The following is a 14,982-nucleotide window of genomic DNA, read 5'->3' on the forward strand; positions in this document are numbered from 1 at the left end:
GACAGATGCATGAGTACTTATCTAATCGGGGATGTTCACGGCTGCTATGACGAGCTGCGGTCGCTGCTGGGTCAGGTTGCCTTCGATCCGCAGCAGGACCAGCTATGGCTGACCGGTGATTTGGTCGCGCGCGGTCCGGACTCACTGGAAGTACTGCGTTTTGTGCGTTCGCTGGGAGACTGCGTCAGACTGGTGCTGGGCAACCACGATTTGCACTTGCTGGCGGTGTATGCCGGCATCAGCCGCAATAAGCCCAAGGATCGCATTTCACCCCTGCTCCAGGCGGACGATGCCGATGAGCTGATCAACTGGCTGCGTCGCCAGCCGCTGCTGCAGGTCGATGAAGAGAAAAAGCTGGTCATGGCGCATGCCGGCATCACACCGCAGTGGGATATTGAAACCGCCAAAATGTGCGCACGAGAGGTGGAATCGGTACTGAGCAGCGATACCTATCCTTTGTTCCTTGATGCCATGTACGGCGATATGCCCAACAACTGGTCGCCGGAGCTGAGTGGCCTGGCACGGTTGCGGTTCAGCAGCAACGCCCTGACGCGGATGCGCTTCTGCTTCCCCAACGGTCAACTGGATATGATCAGTAAAGAATCGCCGGAAAGCGCCCCGCCACCGTTAAAACCGTGGTTCAACATTCCGGGCCCGGTCTCGCGTGAATACACCATCGCATTCGGCCACTGGGCGTCGCTGGAAGGTAAAGGGACTCCGGAAGGAATTATTGGCCTGGACACGGGCTGCTGCTGGGGCGGCACGCTGACCATGCTGCGCTGGGAAGATAAGCGGGTATTTACCCAGGTTTCCAGCCGCGAAAGTGAAATCCTGTAAGCACGGGCCTTGTTTAAAGCAAAAGGGCGGACAGCATTGTCCGCCCTTTTTAACTTCTCACGATTAACGACGATCGTTAACGACGGTCCAAAATCTCAAAGCAGAAGCTGTGGGAGTTTTTGTCGTCAGCATCGTGGAACTCGCTGAAGGTTGACTGCCACTCGTCCGGCTCATAGTCAGGGAAATGGGTATCCCCTTCCACTTCCGCATCAATGTGGGTCAGATACAGGCGATCGGCACGCGGCAACAGCTGCTCGTAAATACGACCACCGCCAATCACCATCAGCTCATCAACATCACCAGCGGCTTTCAGCGCGTCTTCGATAGAGGTCACCCAGGTCACCCCTTCCGCATCGCCTTTTTTACTGCTAATCACGATATTCAGGCGTCCCGGCAGCGGGCGACCAATGGATTCCCAGGTACGACGCCCCATCACCACCGGCTTGTTCAGGGTGTGGCGCTTAAACCAGGCCAGATCCGCTGGCAGATGCCACGGCATGGCATTTTCCATCCCAATTACACGATCGGCCGCCAGGGCCGCAATCAGGCTAATCATCATATAAAACTCAACAGGGGTAAAATTGGCGCCATCATACGGAAAGGCGAAAGTTTCGTCGATAGCAAAGCGTAGCTTATTCAGTAAAGGTTTATCAGGTTATCGGTTGCGTCACTTTCCCCACAATTTTCGCCATGAAATTCCCCGACGGCGTGCTAAAATTCTGCTTTCGTTAAGATGCAGACCACCATCATGTTAGAAACCAGTTTATTTGTCGCGACCATTGCGGCACTGGGAATGCTCTCTCCCGGACCCGATTTTTTCCTGATTATCAAGAACGCCGCTCGCTATCGCCGCAGCGCGGCGCTGATGAGTGCGCTCGGCGTTAACTGCGCCGTCGCCACCCATATGGCCTACTGCGTCGCCGGACTGGCGGTGGTGATCACCACCACGCCGTGGCTGTTTATGCTGCTGAAGTATGCCGGTGCGGGTTATCTGATTTACATCGGCATTCAGGCACTGATTTCTCGCGGCGGCAGCAAAATGGATCTCAGCCAGGTTGCCCCGGAACAGACCTCGCTGAAGAAAGCGTTCCTGCAGGGCTATCTGTGCAATCTGCTGAACCCCAAGGCCACACTGTTCTTCCTGTCGATCTTTACCCAGGTACTGAGCGTGAATTCCGACATCAGCGAAAAGCTGCTGTATGCCGGTATCATCCTTGGCCTGTCGGCGCTGTGGTGGCCGCTGTTGGTAGTGCTGATCCAGAGCGCTCCGGTGCGTCGCGGGCTCGCTAAAGCCCAGCGCATTGTTGATAAGCTGCTGGGCGGCGTTCTTATCGCACTGGGCATCAAGGTCGCGCTTTCCTGATCGCTACAGGCGGATCTGGCTGTCCGCATCAAACAGTTGCACTCTGGTCACATCCAGCGCAATACCGATGGTATCCCCGGCCTGTGCGCCAGAGCGCAGTGTGCTGTAAATCATCAGTGGAATGCCGTGCAGCGTACCGTGAATCAGTTCGGACAGCCCGGTCGGCTCCACCAGCGACACCTGTAGCGGCAGAGCGCCCTCGTCGGCCAGATCGCACAGCGTAATATTTTCCGGGCGAATGCCGTAAATCACCTCTTTCCCTGCCGCGATGCCATCGCGTTCGCCCAGCGGCAGCACCAGTCGGGTATTCACTTCCACACACGCGCCGCGATCGCCTCGCTGTACCCGCCCGTTAATAAAGTTCATAGGCGGGGAACCGATAAAGCTGGCGACAAATTTATTCGCTGGCGTGTCGTACAGCTCCAGCGGCGTCCCCACCTGCTGAATCACCCCGTGATTTAGCACCACGATGCGATCGGCCAGCGTCATCGCCTCCACCTGATCGTGGGTGACGTAAACGATGGTATTACTCAGCTGCTGATGCAGTTTTTTTATCTCCACCCGCATCTGGCCGCGAAGCTGGGCATCAAGGTTAGAGAGCGGCTCATCAAACAGAAACACCTGCGGCTGGCGCACAATCGCCCGCCCCATCGCCACGCGCTGGCGCTGGCCGCCGGACAGCTCTTTGGGGCGTCGATCCAGCAGGTGCGTCAGGCTGAGGATCTCCGCCGCGCGCTGCACTGCCGCATCAATTTCCGCCTTCGGACGTTTTTGCACTTCCAGGCTGAAGCCCATGTTGCGCGCCACGGTCAGGTGCGGATAGAGCGCATAGCTCTGAAATACCATCGAGATATCGCGATCCTTTGGCGCAACCTGATTCATCAGGCGGCTGCCGATGCGAATATCCCCACTGCTGGCCAGCTCCAGCCCGGCGATGGTGCGCAACAGGGTGGATTTACCGCATCCCGACGGCCCTACCAGCACCACAAACTCGCCGTCGGCGATAGTCAGATCGATATTGCGCAGCACCTCAACGTTGCCGTAGCGCTTCTGGATTTGAGAGAGAGAAATTTGAGCCATCGTGATTATCCTTTTACCGCGCCAGCCGTCAGCCCCTGGATCAGGTAGCGCTGAATGAAGGCGAAAAACAGACAGGCGGGGATCAGCGCCAGCACGGCGGCGGCCATCATATCTCCCCAGGAAACGGCGAATTTAGACACGAAGCTCAGCAGCCCGACCGGGAAGGTCATCACTTCGTTTTTATTAATCAGCATCAGCGAGAACAGCAGCTCGCTCCACGCGGCGGTAAAGACAAACCCCAGCGTGGCGGCCATGCCCGGCAGGGTCAGCGGCATCAGCACCCGATACAGCGCCTGAAAGCGGGTGCAGCCTTCCAGCATCGCGGACTCTTCCAGATCTTTCGGGATCGCATCGAAAAACGACTGCATCAGAAAGGTGGCAAACGGTACGTTGAACGCACTGTAAACCAGGATCAGACCGAACAGACTGTTGGTCAGCCCAAGCGGCGCCATCACCTTATAAATCGGTGCCAGGATCATCACCAGCGGGAACATCTGGGTAAATAGCAGCGCCGCAGCCATCACCGTTTTGCCGCGAAAGCCAAAGCGGGAAAACGCGTAGCCCGCAGCGGCCGCCACCACCGTCGACAGCGCGGCGGTGCCGAACGAGACGATCAGACTGTTGGTGAAGAAGGTCGGGAAGTCGCTCTCCACCAGCACCCGGCGGAAATGGTCAAGGGTCAGCGCCGCAGGCCACAGCCGGACGCCCTCGCTGAACAACAGGGGATCGGGGGTCAGCGAAATTTTGATCACCCAGTACAGCGGGAACAGCGCAAATAACAGATAACACAGGATACCGGCACGATGGCCAATCAAACGTAACAGTGCACTCATCGTCGCCTCCTTATTTCAACAGACGCTGGCGAATGCGCAGCAGCACCAGCGCGTAGCAGGTCATCAGCACCAGCAGGAATACCGCCATCGCCGAGGCGTAGCCGAAGTCCAGCTTGCGGTAGGCGGTGGTAAAGATGTAGCTGGAGAGGATCGAGGTGGAACCGGCGGGGCCGCCGTCGGTCATCACCACGATCAGATCGGCAAAGTTGGCGATCCAGATGGTTCGCAGCATCACAGTAATCGCGATCATCGGAGCCAGGAACGGCAACGTCACGCGCTTAAACTGCTGCCAGCCGCTGGCACCGTCCATCGACGCGGCTTCATAGAGATCCTTCGGGATCGACTGCAAGGCAGCAAGCAGGGTGATGGCAAAAAAAGGAATGCCAAACCAGACGTTGGCGATCACCGGCCCGTACAGCGCCAGCTGCGGATCGGAGAGGATATTGTACGGCTCGCTGAGCACGTGCAGATCCACCAGCCAGTGCGGCAAAATACCGATTACCGGGTTAAGCAGCCACGACCAGGTCAGGCCGGATAAAAATGCCGGTACTGCCCACGGCAGAAACACCAGCGCCTGCGCCCAGCGGCGCAGCGGGAACTCGCGATTCAGCAGCAGCGCCAGCCCCAGGCCCAGCGCGAACTGCAGCGCCAGCGAAGTCAGCGTCCAGTTCACGGTATGGCCCAGCGCCTTAAAGAAGCGCCGATCGTCAAACATCTGGCGGAAGTTATCCAGGCCAACCCAGCCGCTATCCATCGGATTCAACAGCTGAATATTCTGGAAGGCGTAGGAAATGCCGATCATCATCGGCACAAAAATAAACAGCCCGATCAGCACCAACGTCGGGCTGAGGTAAAGCCACGGCTCGGCCAGCATACGCAGGCGAGCAAAGCGCGGAGCGCTGGCGACGCGGCCAGCGGGGGTATCAAGCATCATAGGGCGTCTCCGTAAAGGCTCCCGCCTGAGCGGGAGTCACTGTTATTGCGTGGCCAGCCAGGCCTTCTGCTCTTTCGTCAGGTATTTCGCCCAGTCCTTGACCATGGATTCCGTATCGTTCTGATCCAGCAGGGTTTCCTGCGAACTTTCCTTCACAATCACCGAGTTAAAGTAGCCCCAGCCTTTCAGATGCGTCGGCATGGTCAGCGGCACATAGTTCGGGCTGTTCAGCTCGGCAAACCAGCCGGCAAACTGCGGCGAGTGGTAGTAAGGATCGTTTTCCGCCCCCTTGTAGATCGGCAGCGTACCCACGAACTTCGACCAGGTAAGGTTGTTTGACTCGCTGCTGAGGAACTGGATCAGCTGCCAGGATTGATCCTTCTGTTTTGCCTGTTTGAACACCGACCAGCCGGTATAGCCAATGGTCGGGAAGGCTTTGCCCGACGGGCCAACCGGCATCGGAGCTACGGCAAAGTCCTCGGCAGGCATGCTGTTTTTGATGGCGATCAGCGCATCCGGGTCCTGATCGAGCATCGCGCATTTACCGGAGTAGAAGCCGGAAACGATCTCGTTAAAGCCCCAGTTCACACTGTCCTTCGGCGCGCCGCCGCTCTGGTACATATCTACCAGCAGCTGCGCCCCCTTCAGCGCTCCGGGCTGGGTCAGCGTGCTGTTACCCTGCTTATCGAAGAAGTCCGGCGAGCCGTTCATCGCCGCCATAAACATCATCCAGGCGTTGGTGCCGCCCACGCCGCCGCGCATGCAGTAGCCGCTAATGCCGTTGCCCAGCGCGCTGATTTTCTTCGCATCGGCCACGAACTCATCCATGGTTTTCGGCGCTTCGCTCAGGCCCGCCTGCTGGAACAGCTTCTTGTTCCAGAACATCGCCCGCAGATAGAAGCCGTAAGGGATCATCGTCGCTTTACCGTTGGCGGCACGCGCCATCGCCAGCGCCTTGTCGGTCAGCTGCGGCGTGGCAGACCAGCTTTTCAGCTGCGGCTCCAGGTCTTCCAGCATATTGTTGCTGGCGTACAGCCCCTGCCAGGTATCCGGCATCTCCACTACGTCCGGCACCTGGCCGCTTTGCAGCATGGTGCCCAGCTTTTCAAACGCCTGGCCCCACGGCAGCGAGATCACCTCGATTTCCGTTCCCGGATGCTGTTTCTTGTAGTCCGTCAGCATCTCCTGCAAAACGGCGGTCCTTGCCGGGCTGGTGATCACCTCTACCAGCGTCAGTTTGGTGGCGGCCTGGCTAAAGACCGCGGCACCCATTCCCAGGGCGGCGACCACGCACTGGCATAACAAAGCGCGCATAGGATGTTGCATGATGATGACCTCTGGTTAGATGAAATGTCCCGCCGGGCGGGGTTTAGCGTGCGGCGGCAATCGCCTGCTGCAAGTCGAGCCACAACTCTTCCGTCTCTTCCAGACCGATAGAGACGCGCACCACGCGGGGCGACACGCCAAAATCGCGAGCGGAATTAAACTCTCCTGCCTGGTTGAGCACCGAAATCGCCGGCATCACCAGGCTTTCAAAACCGCCCCAGCTCACGCCCATATGGAACAGGCCAAGCGCATTACAGAAGCGGGGAATATCCACCGACTCATCCAGTTCGAAGGCGAACAGCCCGCTGTAGCCGCTGAGGGCGGAGGAAGGCAGCGGTTCAAGACCGGGGTGATAAACGCGGGTGACCTGCGGATGCGCCAACAGCTGCCGGGCAATGCTCAATGCGCTCTCCTGATGCTGACGCATACGCAGCGGCAGCGTACGCAGGCCGCGGATCAGCAGCCAGGCTTCGTTAGCCGACAGCTTGCCGCCGAGGAACGGGCTGACACCGCTGGTGATAGCGGCAATACGTTCGCGGCTGGCAATCACCAGCCCGGCCACCACATCGCTGTGGCCGCTGATGTATTTCGAGGCGGAATGCACCACGATATCGATGCCCAGCGTCAGCGGTTTTTGATACAGCGGCGACGCCCAGCTGTTGTCGATAATGGTGGTGACGCCCATCGACTGCGCCAGTTCGGCCAGCGAACGCAGGTCCTGTTCGCCCATCACCCAGCTGCTCGGGCTTTCCAGATACAGCAGTTTCGCGTCGGACAGCGCCGCTTTAACCGACTCAAGCGACTCGCCGTCGACGAATTCGCTGCGAATACGGAAGCGCTGGCAGAAACCGCGCAGGAAACGATAGGTATCCGGGTAAACGTGATTGATACACACCACTTTGTCCCCGGGCGATACCACGCTGAGAATGGCGTTGCTGATCGCCGCCATGCCGCTGCTGAATGCCAGGCAGGCTTCCCCCTGCTCCAGCTTCGCCACCTTTTCCTGCAGCTCTTTCACCGTCGGGTTATCCACGCGGGAATAGAGCGGCTGGTCGCTGTCGCCACGGAAGCGGGCAATCATGCTGTCGTAGTCGCTGAAGCTGAACAGCGAAGACTGGTAAATCGGCGGCGATACGGCCCCTTTGTCATGACGGGCATCGTGGGTTAACTGGGTCTGGTCACTACGCTTTTCTGGCTGCATGGATCACGTCCTTCATGTCACGTTCGGTTATGTCAAGAATCAGATGGCTGACGCGCTTTGCCTCATCGGCATCGCGCTGCTGTATGGCCTCAAACAGTGTGCGGTGTAGCGGAAACGAGTCGCTGAACAGCGCCTGCTCGGGCGGGGATTCAAAAAAGGCGTGCAGGGTGTCGTACAGCCCCACCACCATATGCAGTAACAGCGGGTTGTGCGCCGCCTGGTAAATACTGGAGTGAAATAGCCAGTCCTCCGCGCCGGCGGAACCGACGGCCAGGTGCACGCGCTCCATCTCCAGCAGACGCTGTTCAATCAGCAACAGGTCATCCGCCGTGGCGCGCACCGCCGCCAGCGAGCAGGATTCGGCCTCAATAATTCGGCGGACCTCCAGCGCGTGCAGCATGTTTTGTGAGTCGTTTTTGAAGCGCAGCGACAGAAAACTGTCATTGCTGGTGACTTCGGCCTGCAGAAAGGTGCCGCTGCCCTTGCGCCGCACGATAATGCCCAGTGTTTCCCAGCGTTTCAGCGCTTCGCGCACCGTATTGCGGCTAACGGCAAGCTGCTCCGCCAGCACCCGCTCCGGCGGCAGGCGCTCGCCGATCTGCATCCCTGACTGCGCCACATAGCGCGTCAGCGCATCGAGCACCAGCACATCACTGTGCTGTACAGCTATCGGTGCCAGTGCGGCGGGAAGTAATGACATGCTGCCTCCTGAAATTGGTCCAACAACTCAACCTGTCAGGGACACTGCAAAGAGAATGCCAAAATTTATACATATGATTTAACTGGTTATTTGTATTTGATAAGAAAATCTTCTGAGCGGGAAAGGTGCAGAATTGCGAAGCATTGCGCAGGGATTGAGCAAGGTGCGAGACATGTCTGAGGCAAGCAAGCAAAATCAGGGTGTTTAATAAAACGACAAAAAAACCTTGAACTAACCCATATTTGGGCATAGTTTAGAGCCTGGAGAAACAGCAGTGGATGCTATCTTTGTAGAACTTCCGCCGTTTGCACGTCATCGTGCCGACTATCTTACTGACGAAGCGTTCCGCAGTTTGCAGAATTTGCTTATGCTCTGCCCCACCTGCGGTGACGTGATCCAACACACCGGTGGGCTGCGTAAAATACGCGTGGGCGACAACCATCGCCATAAAGGAAAACGCGGTGGCTCGCGGATAATCTATTACTGGTGGCAGGAACAGGCACATTTTCTGCTGTTTACCATTTACAGCAAAGGTGAAATAGGCGATCTCTCGCCGCCCCAGCGCGAACACTTACGCGCGTTGCTAACACACCTGACTAAAGGATGATGATCACATGGAAAAACGCGATCTTTACGCTGAGCTGGTTGAAGGTTTTGGCGCTCTGGCTGAACAGCAGCAGGGCAAGAAAACCCTGAAAACCCACCGTCTGACGGCCAGGGCCGAAATTGCTCTGGCACCGGAAGAGCTGCGCACTATTCGTGAAAATTTACAGCTTTCACAGGCGGTATTTGCGCAGTATTTGCAGACCGGACTGACCACCTATCAGAACTGGGAGCAGGGGCGGGCAAAACCGAATAAACAGGCTATTTTACTGATCCGCCTGATCGAGAATGAGTCCACCACGCTGGAGACTCTGGCAAAAATTGGTTAAAAAAAGGGGCGACCAGAAAACTGGTCGCCCCTTAACGCCTCTGTAGCGGTCAGGCATGCCTGACCTGGCCCGACGAGAGGGTGATTAACCGTTAATCTGCGCGTGCATTTCCTGCACTGAGATAACCTGGTCGATCGCGCTGGCGTTCAGCGAGTTGGTGGTGGCGAAGGCACCGTTCAGCGTGGTGTCGTAGTGCACTTTATACTGCAGCGCACTGCGGCGGATCAGCTTGGAGTCTTCAATCGCCTGACGGCCTGCGGTGGTGTTAACGATGTACACGTACTCACCGTTCTTCACGCGGTCCTGAATGTGCGGACGGCCTTCATGCACCTTGTTGACGCGACGCACTTCGATACCGGCAGCTTTCAGCACCGCTGCGGTGCCGTCGGTGGCATCCAGCTCAAAGCCGAAGCCCAGCAGACGACGCGCCAGCTCAACGATACGTTTCTTATCGCCTTCACGAACCGACAGCAGCGCACGACCGCTCTTCTTCATGTTGCTCTGCGCACCCAGCATCGCTTTGCTGAAGGCTTCAGCGAAGGTGCGGCCTACGCCCATCACTTCACCGGTAGAACGCATTTCCGGGCCAAGGATAGGGTCCACGCCCTGGAACTTGTTGAACGGCAGCACCACTTCTTTCACCGAGAAGTACGGCGGGATAATTTCTTCGGTCACGCCCTGCTCAGCCAGCGTTTTACCGGCCATCACGCGCGCGGCCACTTTCGCCAGCGGCACGCTTGTAGCTTTAGAGACGAACGGCACGGTACGAGCAGCACGTGGGTTCACCTCAATCAGGTAAACTTCGTTATCCTTCACCGCAAACTGCACGTTCATCAGACCGCGTACGCCCAGCTCGAAGGCCAGCTTCTCAACCTGCTGACGCATCACATCCTGAATTTCCTTGCTCAGCGTGTAGGCCGGCAGGGAGCAGGCGGAGTCACCAGAGTGAACGCCAGCCTGTTCGATGTGTTCCATGATGCCGCCAATCAGCACCTGCTCACCGTCGCAGATCGCATCTACGTCGACTTCTACCGCGTCATCCAGGAAGCGATCCAGCAGCACCGGCGCGTCGTTGGAAACGGAAACCGCCGTGGTGAAGTAGCGCTTCAGGTCGATTTCGTCGTAAACGATTTCCATCGCCCGGCCGCCCAGCACGTAGGAAGGACGCACAACCAGCGGATAGCCGATGGTGGCCGCTTTCTCTACCGCCATTTCGATGGTGGTAACAGTGGCGTTGGCAGGCTGTTTCAGCGCCAGGCGGTCAACCGCCTGCTGGAAACGCTCGCGGTCTTCAGCACGGTCAATGGCGTCCGGGCTGGTGCCGATAACCGGTACGCCTGCGGCTTCCAGCGCACGCGCCAGTTTCAGTGGAGTCTGGCCGCCGTACTGTACGATAACGCCTTTCGGCTTCTCAATGCGCACGATTTCCAGCACGTCTTCCAGCGTGACCGGCTCGAAGTACAGACGATCTGAGGTGTCGTAGTCGGTGGAGACGGTTTCCGGGTTACAGTTCACCATGATGGTTTCGAAACCGTCTTCGCGCAGCGCCAGCGAGGCATGAACGCAGCAGTAGTCGAATTCGATACCCTGGCCGATACGGTTTGGACCGCCGCCCAGCACCATGATTTTGTCGCGATCCTGATTCGGGTTCGCTTCGCACTCTTCTTCATAGGTGGAGTACATGTAGGCGGTGTCGGTCGAGAATTCGGCCGCACAGGTATCCACACGTTTGTACACCGGGTGCAGGTTGTGCTGCTCGCGCAGTTTACGAATTTCTGATTCGGTCACACCGGCAACCGCTGCCAGGCGCGCATCGGCAAAGCCTTTACGCTTCAGGGTGCGCAGGAAGTCATAGGTCAGGCCGTTCAGACCGACTTTCGCTACCTGCTGCTCCAGCTGAACCAGCTCTTCAATCTGCACCAGGAACCAGCGATCCACGTTGGTCAGCGCGAAGACATCTTCCACGGTCATTCCGGCACGGAAGGCGTCGGCGATGTACCAGATGCGGTCTGAACCGGCATCTTTCAGCTCGCGGCGAATGATGGTCAGCGCTTCAGCATCGTTAAGGTCAACTTTCGGGTCGAAGCCGTTCGCGCCCACTTCCAGACCGCGCAGCGCTTTCTGCATGGATTCCTGCAGCGTGCGGCCAATCGCCATCACTTCACCCACGGATTTCATCTGGGTGGTCAGACGGTCGTTAGCACCGGCAAATTTCTCGAAGTTGAAGCGTGGGATCTTGGTCACCACGTAGTCGATGGACGGTTCGAACGATGCCGGGGTCAGGCCGCCGGTGATATCGTTGGTCAGTTCATCGAGGGTGAAGCCCACCGCCAGCTTGGCGGCGATTTTAGCAATCGGGAAGCCGGTCGCTTTCGATGCCAGCGCGGAAGAGCGTGATACGCGCGGGTTCATTTCGATAACGATCAGGCGGCCGTTTTCCGGGTTAACGGAGAACTGCACGTTGGAGCCACCGGTTTCCACGCCGATTTCACGCAGCACCGCCAGCGAGGCGTTACGCATGATCTGGTACTCTTTGTCGGTCAGCGTCTGTGCTGGCGCAACGGTAATCGAGTCACCGGTGTGGATGCCCATGGCATCGAAGTTTTCAATCGAGCAGACGATGATGCAGTTGTCGTTTTTATCACGCACCACTTCCATCTCGTACTCTTTCCAGCCAATCAGCGACTCATCAATCAGCAGCTCGTTGGTTGGCGACAGATCCAGACCGCGTTCGCAGATCTCTTCGAACTCTTCGCGGTTGTAGGCGATACCGCCGCCGGTGCCGCCCATGGTGAAGGAAGGACGAATGATGCACGGGAAGCCCACGTCGGCGGCAACCGCCAGCGCTTCTTCCATATTATGTGCGATACCGGAACGCGCGGTGTCCAGGCCGATGCTTTTCATCGCCACGTCGAAGCGGCGACGATCTTCAGCTTTATCAATCGCATCAGCGGTGGCACCAATCATGGTCACACCGAACTCTTCCAGCACACCACGGCGCTCCAGCTCCAGCGCACAGTTCAGCGCAGTCTGGCCGCCCATGGTTGGCAGCACGGCATCCGGGCGCTCTTTTTCAATGATTTTACGCACCACTTCCCAGTTAATCGGCTCGATGTAGGTCGCATCGGCCATATCCGGGTCGGTCATAATGGTCGCCGGGTTAGAGTTCACCAGAATGACGCGGTAGCCCTCTTCACGCAGCGCCTTACACGCCTGCGCACCGGAATAGTCAAACTCACAGGCCTGACCGATAACGATAGGACCTGCGCCAATGATCAGGATACTTTTTATGTCTGTACGTTTTGGCATTGCTCTCTCTCCTGACCTTATTTCGCGCTGGAACGGTAAGCTTCAATCAGTTCGATAAAGTGATCGAACAGGGGGGCTGCATCGTGCGGGCCCGGGCTGGCTTCAGGGTGACCCTGGAAGCTGAAAGCCGCTTTATCCGTGCGGTGAATACCCTGGACCGTGTGGTCAAACAGTGAGGTATGCGTCACGCGCAGATTCGCAGGCAGGTTGCTGTCATCAACGGCAAAGCCGTGGTTCTGGGCGGTAATCATCACGGTGTTCTTATCGTGATCTTTCACCGGGTGGTTGCCGCCGTGGTGACCGAGTTTCATCTTCACGGTTTTTGCACCGCTGGCCAGCGCCAGCAGCTGGTGACCGAGGCAGATGCCAAATACCGGAATATCGGTTTCCAGGAAACGCTTAATTGCGCTGATGGCGTAGTCGCACGGCTCCGGGTCACCAGGGCCGTTGGAGAGGAAAATACCGTCCGGGTTCAGCTTTAATACGTCTTCAGCCGGAGTCTGTGCAGGCACCACGGTCAGGCGGCAGCCGCGATCCACCAGCATACGCAGAATATTGCGCTTCACGCCGTAATCGTAGGCCACTACGTGGAACGGCAGTTCGCCTTCCGCTTTCGCCGCAGGCAGGTCGCCTTCCAGCGTCCAGCTACCCTGCAGCCAGCTGTAGGCTTCCGGGGTGGTCACTTCTTTCGCCAGGTCCATGCCTTTCAGGCCAGGGAAGGCTTTAGCCTTTTCCAGCGCCACGGCAGCGTCCAGTGCATCTCCGGCAATAATGCAGCCGTTCTGCGCCCCTTTTTCGCGCAGCAGACGAGTCAGCTTACGCGTATCGATATCGGCAATAGCGACAATGTTGTTGCGGACCAGATAGTCGGTCAGCCCTTCTTCATTGCGATAGTTGCTGGCAATCAGCGGTAAGTCACGGATCACCAGACCCTGTGCATGTACCTGAGTAGATTCTGCGTCAGCTGAGTTGGTGCCGACATTGCCGATATGGGGATAAGTAAGAGTAACGATTTGGCGGGAATAGGAAGGATCAGTGAGGATTTCTTGATAACCGGTCATTGAAGTGTTGAAAACAACTTCTCCCACTGCCGATCCGGTTGCCCCGATGGCCCGACCGTGGAATTGGGTTCCGTCTTCCAGAACCAAGAGCGCTGACTTAATCAAAACATCCTCCAGGGAATAAACAGTCACAATATCTGCATATTAATTCAGAAATAGAGCCGAATCAATGCAAAAACTGCCTGACTGCTCAGTTTTTGGCAAATTGCGCGCATTCTAATGATCGCCCTCGCGAATGTCTACCCTGCGAGGCACTTTTTCTTCACTTTTTAACTCACTGGTTGGTTTATAAGAAGATTAACGCTGAAAACACCACATATCCTGGCAATAAAATCGGTTGCCTGCCAGTGAATGCATAAAAATGGATGCGGGAACGTGAAAAAGTGGACCAAATGGTCAAAAATCTTATAAAAAGGAGGATGAATGATAGGTAAAGTTAGTTTTATAAGACCTACAGACTATAAATTACAAAAAGATGTCATTTTTAAAAAATAAAAAGGGCAATAAAATTATTGCCCAGCCAATCATAAACTTATGATTGAAATAACCACATCACGATGGTTTACAACACTTATAAATCATCAAGATTAAGCACACTTCTCATGTCAAAAAGACCTGATTTATGCGCACCCAACCATAATCCTGCCTTAACCGCGCCATTAGCAAAGGTCATGCGGCTGGAAGCCTTGTGGGTAATCTCTACGCGCTCGCCGATATCTGCAAACATTGCGGTATGCTCTCCGACGATATCGCCTGCACGGACGGTGGCAAAACCGATGGTTTGCGCCTTACGTTCCCCGGTGATCCCTTCACGGGCATAAACCGCGTGCTCATTCAGATCCCAGTCCATGGCATCGGCAATCGCCTCACCCATCGCCAGCGCCGTACCGGAAGGAGCATCGACTTTATGACGGTGATGCGCTTCTACAATTTCGATATCCGCGTACTCACCCATGACTTTGGCCGCTTTTTCCAGCAGCTTGAGCACCAGATTCACACCGACGCTGAAGTTGGCGGCAAACACGATACCGATATCTTCCGCAGCGGCTTTGATTGCGGCTTTCCCGGCGTCATCGAAACCGGTAGTACCAATTACCATCGCTTTTTTATGCTGGCGGCAAAATTCCAGATAGTTCAGCGTCGCTTCCGGGCGGGTGAAGTCGATCAATACGTCGAAGTCGTTGACCACCGCATCCAGGCTGTCGCTAATCTTCACGCCCTGTAAGCCACAACCCGCCAGTTCACCGGCATCGCTGCCAACCAGAGAAGAACCGGCACGCACTAGGGCGGCACCCAGACGTGCACCTTCAGCCTGAACAGCAGCCTGAATCAGCTGACGCCCCATACGCCCTGCGGCTCCCACAACGGCGATACGGATTTCTGCGTTACTCATAATTATTCATTCC

At 56.8% G+C, this 14,982-nt stretch carries 14 protein-coding genes; 4 read left to right on the forward strand and 10 right to left on the reverse strand.

The genetic code is table 11. The annotated features are described in order from the left end of the window. Positions 1-9 precede the first annotated feature (9 nt). Entirely contained in the window at positions 10-837 is an 828-nt protein-coding gene (gene apaH / locus OMR58_RS14175; RefSeq protein WP_264546242.1) for a bis(5'-nucleosyl)-tetraphosphatase (symmetrical) ApaH, read from the forward strand. A 76-nt stretch (positions 838-913) separates the two neighbouring features. Here the strand turns inward: apaH and folA are convergent, their stop codons facing one another. Continuing rightward, complete coding sequence (gene folA / locus OMR58_RS14180) at positions 914-1,396, reverse strand: type 3 dihydrofolate reductase (RefSeq protein WP_264546243.1); 483 nt, start codon at positions 1,394-1,396, stop codon at positions 914-916. A 189-nt stretch (positions 1,397-1,585) separates the two neighbouring features. Between folA and OMR58_RS14185 the strand changes: the two genes are divergently transcribed. Next, positions 1,586-2,200: a LysE family translocator gene (locus tag OMR58_RS14185; RefSeq protein ID WP_200545151.1), complete on the forward strand. Its 615-nt coding sequence runs from the start codon at positions 1,586-1,588 to the stop codon at positions 2,198-2,200. A 3-nt stretch (positions 2,201-2,203) separates the two neighbouring features. Here the strand turns inward: OMR58_RS14185 and OMR58_RS14190 are convergent, their stop codons facing one another. From OMR58_RS14190 to OMR58_RS14215, 6 genes are read right to left on the reverse strand one after another with little or no spacing between them, the layout of a single operon-like run. Further along, entirely contained in the window at positions 2,204-3,280 is a 1,077-nt protein-coding gene (locus OMR58_RS14190) for an ABC transporter ATP-binding protein (RefSeq protein WP_264546244.1), read from the reverse strand. Between the two features lie 5 nt (positions 3,281-3,285). After that, positions 3,286-4,113 (reverse strand): carbohydrate ABC transporter permease, encoded by an 828-nt coding sequence (locus OMR58_RS14195; protein ID WP_200562044.1) that lies wholly within the window; start codon positions 4,111-4,113, stop codon positions 3,286-3,288. Between the two features lie 10 nt (positions 4,114-4,123). Then, entirely contained in the window at positions 4,124-5,047 is a 924-nt protein-coding gene (locus OMR58_RS14200; protein ID WP_123337309.1) for a carbohydrate ABC transporter permease, read from the reverse strand. Between the two features lie 42 nt (positions 5,048-5,089). Next, the gene (locus OMR58_RS14205; protein WP_264546245.1) at positions 5,090-6,361 is read right to left on the reverse strand and encodes an ABC transporter substrate-binding protein; all 1,272 of its coding nucleotides are present in this window, start codon (positions 6,359-6,361) and stop codon (positions 5,090-5,092) included. 55 nt (positions 6,362-6,416) lie between these two features. Continuing rightward, a complete protein-coding gene (locus OMR58_RS14210; protein WP_264546246.1) occupies positions 6,417-7,574 on the reverse strand; it encodes a PLP-dependent transferase in 1,158 nt (385 codons plus the stop codon). After that, on the reverse strand, positions 7,555-8,274 hold the full coding sequence (locus OMR58_RS14215; RefSeq protein ID WP_200562042.1) for a FadR/GntR family transcriptional regulator: 720 nt from the start codon (positions 8,272-8,274) through the stop codon (positions 7,555-7,557). The genes OMR58_RS14210 and OMR58_RS14215 overlap by 20 nt, the downstream gene beginning before the upstream one ends. A 274-nt stretch (positions 8,275-8,548) precedes the next feature. On the opposite strand from OMR58_RS14215, the gene OMR58_RS14220 reads away from it, so the two are divergent. Together OMR58_RS14220 and OMR58_RS14225 are read left to right on the forward strand one after the other, a co-directional pair. After that, positions 8,549-8,881, forward strand: coding sequence for a toxin (locus OMR58_RS14220; RefSeq protein WP_200562040.1), 333 nt, complete (start codon positions 8,549-8,551; stop codon positions 8,879-8,881). 7 nt (positions 8,882-8,888) lie between these two features. Further along, on the forward strand, positions 8,889-9,206 hold the full coding sequence (locus tag OMR58_RS14225) for a helix-turn-helix domain-containing protein (RefSeq protein ID WP_200562038.1): 318 nt from the start codon (positions 8,889-8,891) through the stop codon (positions 9,204-9,206). An 84-nt stretch (positions 9,207-9,290) separates the two neighbouring features. Here the strand turns inward: OMR58_RS14225 and carB are convergent, their stop codons facing one another. From carB to dapB, 3 genes are all read right to left on the reverse strand, one after another. Next, on the reverse strand, positions 9,291-12,515 hold the full coding sequence (gene carB, locus OMR58_RS14230) for a carbamoyl-phosphate synthase large subunit (protein ID WP_200562036.1): 3,225 nt from the start codon (positions 12,513-12,515) through the stop codon (positions 9,291-9,293). Positions 12,516-12,532: 17 nt separating this feature from the next. After that, entirely contained in the window at positions 12,533-13,681 is a 1,149-nt protein-coding gene (gene carA / locus OMR58_RS14235) for a glutamine-hydrolyzing carbamoyl-phosphate synthase small subunit (RefSeq protein ID WP_234471977.1), read from the reverse strand. Positions 13,682-14,147: 466 nt separating this feature from the next. After that, the gene (gene dapB, locus OMR58_RS14240) at positions 14,148-14,969 is read right to left on the reverse strand and encodes a 4-hydroxy-tetrahydrodipicolinate reductase (protein WP_264546247.1); all 822 of its coding nucleotides are present in this window, start codon (positions 14,967-14,969) and stop codon (positions 14,148-14,150) included. Positions 14,970-14,982 lie beyond the last annotated feature (13 nt).

Origin of the sequence: Erwinia sp. INIA01 (assembly GCF_025947915.1) — a bacterium.
Lineage (GTDB): Bacteria > Pseudomonadota > Gammaproteobacteria > Enterobacterales > Enterobacteriaceae > Erwinia > Erwinia coffeiphila.